This is a genomic window from Neisseria sp. HMSC070F02 (genome assembly GCF_001814225.1).
GTDB classification, from domain to species: domain Bacteria; phylum Pseudomonadota; class Gammaproteobacteria; order Burkholderiales; family Neisseriaceae; genus Neisseria; species Neisseria meningitidis.
In genome coordinates this window covers 1-8,081 of the sequence record NZ_KV815368.1, presented here as the reverse complement: position 1 = coordinate 8,081, position 8,081 = coordinate 1, and the positions used below count along the sequence as shown (strand labels likewise).

The window sequence follows — 8,081 nt, the reverse complement described above, 5'->3', positions numbered from 1 at the left end:
CAACGCTGTACTGGTTTTTGTTAATCCACTATATAAAGGCATACGGTAAACACGCCCCCTTGCCGTCGGCGTGCTTCCGCAAACCAAAATATAACGTCGGCACGCTTTCCGCTATAATCCGTATTTTTCCAAACCTGAAACGTTATGCCGACCCCGAAAGCCTTTGCCCTGCTCGGGCCGACCGCCTGCGGCAAAACCGCGCTCGCCCTCAAAATTGCCGAAACCTTGCCTGTCGAAATCATCAGCCTCGATTCCGCGCTGGTTTACCGCGATATGGACATCGGCACGGCGAAACCGTCTCATGCCGAGCGTTCCTTTGTACCGCACCACCTTATCGACATCATTACGCCTGTTCAGACATACAGTGCCGCCCGTTTTGTCGAAGACTGCACGCGTCTGATTGGCGAAATCACGGCGCGTGGGAAATATCCGCTGATTGTCGGCGGCACGATGATGTATTTCCGCGCCCTGACCCAAGGTTTGAACGATTTGCCCGAAGCCGACGCCTGCCTGCGTGCCGACTTGGACGAACAAAAACAAATGTACGGCTTGGATTTCCTCTACCGCACCCTGCAAAAAGTCGACCCTGAAACAGCATGCCGTCTGAAACCGAACGACAGCCAGCGTATCGGACGCGCTTTGGAAGTTTATTATTTAACCGGCAAACCGATGAGTACGCATCTCGGCAGCCCAACCTCCCATACGCTCCCCTTCGATTTGCATACCGCCGCCCTGATTCCCGAAAACCGCGCCCGCCTGCATGAAAACATCGCCCTGCGTTTCCACCTGATGCTTGAACAGGGCTTTATCGGCGAAGTAGAAAACCTGCGCCGCCTCTATCCCAGCCTGACCGCCGACTCCCCTGCCATACGCTGCGTCGGCTACCGTCAGGCATGGGAATATCTGGACGGAAAAACCGATTTCCCGGCATTTGTCGAGAAAGGCATTGCCGCCACGCGCCAACTTGCCAAACGCCAACTGACTTGGTTGCGCAAAACACCTTTAGACTGCGTTACCGACCCGTTTTCAGACGGCAATTCATGCACACGCCTGATTGAGGCGGCAAAACGGTTTTTCGGCGCATAAACTATGCTGACCACGCCGCCGCTCGCCCCCAAAACCGTCGCCGCCCTACACAGGCTCGGTATCCGTACGCTCGAAGAACTGCGGCAAAACGGCGCGGTTCAAACCTTCTTGTTATTGAAGGCATCAGGTTTGACCCTCACGAAAAGCACGCTGTGGCAGCTTCAGTCGCTGCTGGACGGCACGCCGCCGCAAGAAATGGCGCAACACGATAAAACCCGCCTGCTTGCCGAGTTGAAAAACCATCCGCCCGTCGCCGCCTTTCCCCCGCAAGGCGAAATGGCGCATTTCATGGGTTTGGCATTGGAACAGGCGAAACTGTCCGCATTAATGGGCGAAATACCCGTCGGGGCAGTCATCGTTTCAGACGGCAAAATCATCGCATCGGCACACAACACCTGCATTGCCGACTGCAATGTCAGCCGGCACGCCGAAATCAACGCCTTGGCACAGGCAGGCAGCGAAATGCAAAACTACCGCCTTGACGGATGCGACATCTACATCACCCTCGAACCCTGCGCCATGTGCGCGTCCGCACTGATACAGGCACGAATCAGGCGCGTGATCTACGGTGCGGCAGAACCCAAAACCGGCGCGGCAGGAAGCATCGTCAACCTGTTTGCCGACAAACGCCTCAATACGCACACCGCCATACGGGGCGGAATCCTGCAAGAAGAATGCCGCGCCGTATTAAGCCGTTTTTTCCAAAACAAAAGAAAAGGTTGAACCTATGACCGCCTTGCTCGTCATCCTCGCCCTCGCCCTGATAGCCGCCGGTACGGCGGGCATCGTTTACCCCGCCCTGCCCGGATTGGCATTGATGTTTGCCGGAACCTGGCTGCTCGCCTACTCCGGCGGCTACCAAATCTACGGCGCGGGCGTTTTGTGGACGGTCGGACTCATCAGCCTTGCCGGCATACTGGCGGACTATGTGGCAGGCATATGGGGGACAAAATATACCGGAGCGGGCAAGCTCGCCGTTCGCGGCGCATTGGTCGGCAGTATCATCGGTATGTTTTTCTCCCTTCCCGGACTAATACTCGGTCCCTTTATCGGCGCGGCGGCAGGCGAACTGATCGATCGGCGCAATATGCTTCAGGCAGGTAAAGCGGGCTTGGGTACGCTGTTGGGGCTTGTCGTCGGCACGGCGTTCAAAATCGGCTGCGCCGTATCCATCTTGTTTATCCTGTTGGTGAAATACATCGCCTACCTGTTTTAACCCCTTCAGACGGCATACCGGCAAATTGCTACAATGCCGTCTGAACCCTTTTCACAAAGCACCATATGGCAAACCAAAGACCTATCTACGGCTTCCATGCCGTCAACGCCCGATTGTGGCAAAACCCCAAATCCATCGTCGAACTCTATGTCCAAGAAGGCAAAAACGATGTACGCACGCGCGAAGTGTTGGAAAAGGCGGCAAACGAAAACATCCGCGTATATTTTGCCGATGCCGACCGCCTCAACGCCATCAGCAAAGGTGCGCGCCATCAGGGCGTGGTCGGATTTATCGATGCCTCCAAAAACCACGTCCACCTCGAAGACGTATTGGAAAACTTAAGCGAACCGCCGCTGCTGCTGATACTCGACGGCATCACCGATCCGCACAACCTCGGCGCGTGCCTGCGTACCGCCGACGCAATGGGCGTACATGCCGTCATCGCACCGAAAGACAAAAGCGCGGGGCTGAACGCCACCGTCAGCAAAGTCGCCAGCGGCGCGGCGGAAACCGTCCCCTACATCACCGTAACCAACCTCGCCCGCACCCTGCGCGAGCTGAAAGAATACGGCATTTGGATCATCGGCACCGATATGGGCGGCAACGCCGACCTTTACCATTGCGATCTGCCCGACAGCGCGGCATGGGTGATGGGCAACGAAGGCGACGGTATGCGCCGCCTGACACGCGAACATTGCGACATGCTGGTGTCCATACCCATGTTCGGCACGGTCGAAAGCATGAACGTCTCCGTGTCTGCCGGAATGGTATTAAGCGAAACCCGCCGGCAGCGCGTATTAAAAAACGAAAAAGCGTAAGCCTCAAAAACAATGCCGTCTGAAACAGGGATTCTGTTTCAGACGGCATTCGTTTTCAAAATCAGTGTTCCAAGTGGTCGGTATCAAACTTGACCGCCGCCTCGGTTTTATCTTCGGGCAAGACCAAATTCAGCAAGACTGCCGTAATGCCGCCGGCGGAAATAGAGTTTTGGAACAAGACAGGCAGGTTTTTAAACACTTCCGGCTCAAACGCGACACCCAAGCCCAAACCGACCGACGTTGCCGCAATTACCGCTTCGCGCCTGCGGATGCCGTGGCTGACCAAAATCCGCACGCCCGCAATCGCAATCAAGCCGAACATCAAAACCATCGCGCCGCCCAACACCGGACTCGGAATCGTCGTAAACGCGCGTCCGACAACGGGGAACAGACCCAACAGCACCAAAATCACGGCAATATATTTGCCCACATGGCGCGAAGCCACGCCGGTCATCTGAATCACGCCGTTGTTTTGCGCAAACGTCGTCAGCGGCAGCGAACCCAAAGCCGTCGCAATCACCGACACCAAGCCGTCAGCCAACACGCCGCCGCGCAGGCGTTTGGTGTATTCCTCGCCTTCAATCGGCTGATCGGACACCATTGCCGTCGCCGTCAAATCGCCGACCGCCTCAAACACGCTCAACAGGAAAATCGCGCCCGCCACAATAAATGCGTGCCAGTCGAAAGCAAAACCGTATTTAAACGGTACGGGCAGCGTAACCAGCGGCAGGTTTTGCAGCGCGGAAAAATCCACCTTGCCCAAAAACAGCGCGACAATGTAACCGGCAATCAGACCGACCGCGATGCCGCTCATCCGCAACAGCGGGTTTTTCATGCAGTTGAATATCAACACAATCAGCAACACCAGCGAAGCCAGCCCCAAGTTTTCCATCGAGCCGAACGTGCCGTCCGCCTTCGCGCCGAAGCCGCCGCCGAAATCGGTAATACCGACGTGTACCAAACTCAAGCCAATGAGCATCACGACCACGCCGCTGACCGTCGGCGTAATCACTTTTTTCAAATACGGCAAAAGCCACGCCGAGAAACACACCAAAAACGCGCCGACAAACGATACACCCAAGAGCGTCGAAATCATCGCATCCTTAGTCAAACCGCCCTCCTTCATCCCTGCGCCCAGCGCAATCATCACGGTAACGAACGAAAAATTCACCGACTGGATGGACAGCATCCCCGAACCGACCGGCCCGAAGCGGTTGACCTGCAAATAAGTGCCGACACCCGACGCAACCATCGCCATCGACACGAGATACGCCGTCATCTCCACCGGCAATTCCAGCGCGCCGCCCACAATCAGCGCGGGCGTAATCATCGGCACAAAAATCGCCAAAAGATGGGTAACCGCGCTCAAGAGCGCATTACCGAACGGCGGCCTATCCTCCAAACCGTACACCAAATCAGGCGCATCCGCCCCTTTTCCCATATGACCGCTCATAATGTTTCCTTGCTTCAAATGTTGAAAAAACCAAAGCGCGGATTGTAGCGAATCCGCCATACCGCTTCAATTTCGATTTCGGACGGCATACGCGCCCGTCCGGCAAACAGATTCCGAACCGTCGCCGCCGGAATATCGTTTACAAAAGGCAATAACCTGATTTCAAACACAAAAATACAAACCCGACGCATCCGCCGTCAAGCCGCCCCGCTCATCCCGGACCCGCCGGATTTCACACCTGCGGTAAAGTAGGCTACAATCGGAAGCATTACCGCCCCCTACACCACAACTGATAAAAGGTTCTGTATGTTACAAGGTAGCCTGGTTGCCCTGATTACCCCGATGAATCAAGACGGCAGCATCCATTACGAACAACTCCGCGACTTAATCGACTGGCACATTGAAAACGGCACGGACGGCATCGTCGCCGTCGGCACGACAGGCGAATCCGCCACCCTCTCCGTCGAAGAACACACCGCCGTCATCGAAGCCGTCGTCAAACACGTTGCCAAACGCGTCCCCGTCATCGCCGGCACAGGGGCAAACAACACCGTCGAAGCCATCGCCCTTTCCCAAGCCGCCGAAAAAGCCGGGGCGGACTACACCCTCTCCGTCGTCCCCTATTACAACAAACCTTCGCAAGAAGGCATGTACCGCCATTTCAAAGCCGTTGCCGAAGCCGCCGCGATTCCGATGATACTCTACAACGTACCCGGCAGAACCGTCGTCAGCATGAACAACGAAACCATCCTGCGCCTTGCCGAAATCCCCAACATCGTCGGCGTGAAAGAAGCCAGCGGCAACATCGGCAGCAACATCGAACTCATCAACCGCGCGCCCGAAGGCTTCGCCGTCCTTTCCGGCGACGACCATACAGCCCTGCCGTTCATGCTCTGCGGCGGACACGGCGTGATTACCGTAGCCGCCAACGCCGCGCCCAAGCTCTTTGCCGATATGTGCCGCGCCGCGCTGCAAGTCGACATTGCCCTCGCACGCGAACTCAACAACCGGCTGATTCCGATTTACGACACCATGTTCTGCGAACCCAGCCCCGCCGCGCCGAAATGGGCGGTATCCGCCTTGGGCAGATGCGAACCGCACGTCCGCCTGCCGCTCGTTCCGCTGACGGAAGGCGGACAGGCAAAAGTCCGCGCCGCCCTGAAAGCCTCAGGACAACTCTAAATATAACTATGCCGTCTGAACCGTTCGGACGGCATAACGCAACAAACACTTTAATATCCATCACACAGGATGACACGATGACCCTTATCAAACCCGTCATTGCCGCGCTCGCACTCATCGGGCTTGCCGCCTGCTCCGGCAGCAAAACCGAACAGCCCAAGCTCGACTACCAAAGCCGGTCGCACCGCCTGATCAAACTCGAAGTCCCACCTGATTTGAACAACCCCGACCAAGGCAACCTCTACCGCCTGCCTGCCGGTTCGGGCGCCGTCCGCGCCAGCGATTTGGAAAAACGCCGCACACCCGCCGTCCAACAGCCTGCCGATGCCGAAGTATTGAAAAGCGTCAAAGGTGTCCGCCTCGAGCGCGACGGCAGCCAACGCTGGCTCGTTGTCGACGGCAAGTCTCATGCCGAAATCTGGCCGCTCCTGAAAGCCTTTTGGCAGGAAAACGGCTTCGACATCAAATCCGAAGAACCCGCCATCGGACAAATGGAAACCGAGTGGGCGGAAAACCGTGCCAAAATCCCCCAAGACAGCTTGCGCCGCCTATTCGACACAGTCGGTTTGGGCGGCATCTACTCCACCGGCGAGCGCGACAAATTCATCGTCCGTATCGAACAGGGCAAAAACGGCGTTTCCGACATCTTCTTCGCCCACAAAGCCATGAAAGAAGTGTACGGCGGCAAAGACAAAGACACGACCGTATGGCAGCCCTCCCCGTCCGATCCCAACCTCGAAGCCGCTTTCCTGACGCGCTTTATGCAATATTTGGGCGTTGACGGACAGCAGGCGGAAAACGCATCGGCAAAAAAACCTACCTTTCCCGCCGCCAACGAAATGGCGCGTATCGAAGGCAAAAGCCTGATTGTCTTTGGCGACTACGGCAGAAACTGGCGGCGCACCGCGCTCGCCCTCGACCGCATCGGGCTGACCGTCGTCGGTCAAAACACCGAACGCCACGCTTTCCTGGTTCAAAAAGCCCCGAACGAAAGCAATGCAGTTACCGAACAAAAACCCGGCCTGTTCAAACGCCTGCTGGGCAAAGGCAAAGCGGAGAAACCTGCCGAACAGCCGGAACTGATTGTCTATGCCGAGCCTGTCGCCAACGGCTCGCGCATCGTCCTGCTCAACAAAGACGGCAGCGCATATGCCGGCAAAGACGCATCCGCATTATTGGGCAAACTCCATTCCGAACTGCGTTAAACCATTCAAAACAAAAGCAGCTTCCAAACAGAAGCTGCTTTTTTATGCGGAACTTTTTACAACAAATGGGGCAAAATATCCTCAACTGCCTGAACCAACGCATCCACCAAAGGCGGATCGAACGCACGATGCCCTGCCTGAACCACCCTCAATTCCGCTTCGGGAAAGGCTTTCGACAGCGCCCACGCACTCTGCATCGGCGTACACAAATCATACCGCCCCTGTACGATAATAGTCGGGATATGCCGTATTTTGCCGATATTGTTCAAAATCGCCCTATCGCCCTGCAACCAACCGCCGTTGACAAAATAATGGTTTTCCAAACGCGCGATTGCCAGCGAGGCATAAGCATCTTCATCCACTTCCTCCGGCTCGAAACGGATCAGATAGCTTTCCCAATCCGCCCAAGCCTTCGCGGCAGACAGGCACACTTCTTCATCTTGATGAAACAGCAATCCGTGATACGCCTCAATCAGCCGGTTCCGCCGATTTTCAGCAATCGGCGCGACAAATTTTTGCCATTGTTCCGGATAAATCCGGCTCACACCGCCCGCCTCGTTCAGCCACACCGTTTCAGACGGTCTGCACAAAAATATCCCGCGCAACACCAATCCCTTTACCCGTTCAGGATGGGTTTGGGCATAAGCCAGCGACAAAGTGCTGCCCCACGAACCGCCGAACACCAGCCATTTCCCGATACCCAGCATTTCACGGACTTTTTCAATATCCGCCACCAAATCCCAAGTCGTATTGTCTTCCGCACAAGCATACGGGCGCGAACGTCCGCAACCGCGCTGGTCGATGATGACGATGCGGAACACATCGGGATTGAAAAAACCCCGACATTCAGGCGAAGCCCCCGCGCCCGGCCCGCCGTGTAAAAAAATAACCGGCACACCGTCGGGATTGCCCGATTCCTCCCAATAAATTTGATGAATTTCAGACACCTGCAAGTATCCGCTATGAAAAGGCTGTTTTATCTCATACATCATCTTCTCCCATATTGCTTCTGACAATCCGAACATTCCCACACGCAACATCACGCACGAGACACAAGCCGCCCCGAAAGGCAAATGCCGAAAAATCGCGATATAGTGAATTAACAAAAATCAGGACAAGGC

Annotated in this window: 8 protein-coding genes and 1 pseudogene; 6 read left to right on the top strand and 3 right to left on the bottom strand. The window is 56.0% G+C overall.

Annotated features, from left to right (window positions below; genetic code table 11):
• The first annotated feature begins 144 nt into the window (after positions 1-144).
• From miaA to rlmB, 4 genes are all read left to right on the top strand, one after another.
• A complete protein-coding gene (miaA, locus tag HMPREF2959_RS02135) occupies positions 145-1,086 on the top strand; it encodes a tRNA (adenosine(37)-N6)-dimethylallyltransferase MiaA (RefSeq protein WP_002219409.1) in 942 nt (313 codons plus the stop codon).
• Between the two features lie 3 nt (positions 1,087-1,089).
• The gene (gene tadA / locus HMPREF2959_RS02130) at positions 1,090-1,809 is read left to right on the top strand and encodes a tRNA adenosine(34) deaminase TadA (protein ID WP_002221136.1); all 720 of its coding nucleotides are present in this window, start codon (positions 1,090-1,092) and stop codon (positions 1,807-1,809) included.
• 4 nt (positions 1,810-1,813) lie between these two features.
• Positions 1,814-2,302: a DUF456 domain-containing protein gene (locus HMPREF2959_RS02125; protein WP_002219411.1), complete on the top strand. Its 489-nt coding sequence runs from the start codon at positions 1,814-1,816 to the stop codon at positions 2,300-2,302.
• 65 nt (positions 2,303-2,367) lie between these two features.
• The gene (gene rlmB, locus HMPREF2959_RS02120; protein ID WP_002219412.1) at positions 2,368-3,120 is read left to right on the top strand and encodes a 23S rRNA (guanosine(2251)-2'-O)-methyltransferase RlmB; all 753 of its coding nucleotides are present in this window, start codon (positions 2,368-2,370) and stop codon (positions 3,118-3,120) included.
• A 61-nt stretch (positions 3,121-3,181) separates the two neighbouring features.
• Here the strand turns inward: rlmB and HMPREF2959_RS02115 are convergent, their stop codons facing one another.
• Positions 3,182-4,573: a nucleobase:cation symporter-2 family protein gene (locus tag HMPREF2959_RS02115; protein ID WP_002233716.1), complete on the bottom strand. Its 1,392-nt coding sequence runs from the start codon at positions 4,571-4,573 to the stop codon at positions 3,182-3,184.
• 14 nt (positions 4,574-4,587) lie between these two features.
• Positions 4,588-4,842: pseudogene (locus tag HMPREF2959_RS13135) on the bottom strand (hypothetical protein).
• A gap of 37 nt (positions 4,843-4,879) precedes the next feature.
• Here HMPREF2959_RS13135 and dapA point away from each other — a divergent pair.
• Positions 4,880-5,755 carry a 4-hydroxy-tetrahydrodipicolinate synthase gene (gene dapA / locus HMPREF2959_RS02105; protein ID WP_002213803.1) on the top strand — a complete coding sequence of 292 codons (876 nt, stop codon included), beginning with the start codon at positions 4,880-4,882 and terminating at the stop codon, positions 5,753-5,755.
• 8 nt (positions 5,756-5,763) lie between these two features.
• A complete protein-coding gene (bamC, locus tag HMPREF2959_RS02100) occupies positions 5,764-6,960 on the top strand; it encodes an outer membrane protein assembly factor BamC (RefSeq protein ID WP_083314122.1) in 1,197 nt (398 codons plus the stop codon).
• Positions 6,961-7,016: 56 nt separating this feature from the next.
• Here the strand turns inward: bamC and pip are convergent, their stop codons facing one another.
• On the bottom strand, positions 7,017-7,949 hold the full coding sequence (pip, locus tag HMPREF2959_RS02095) for a prolyl aminopeptidase (protein ID WP_002225339.1): 933 nt from the start codon (positions 7,947-7,949) through the stop codon (positions 7,017-7,019).
• Between the last annotated feature and the right edge of the window lie 132 nt (positions 7,950-8,081).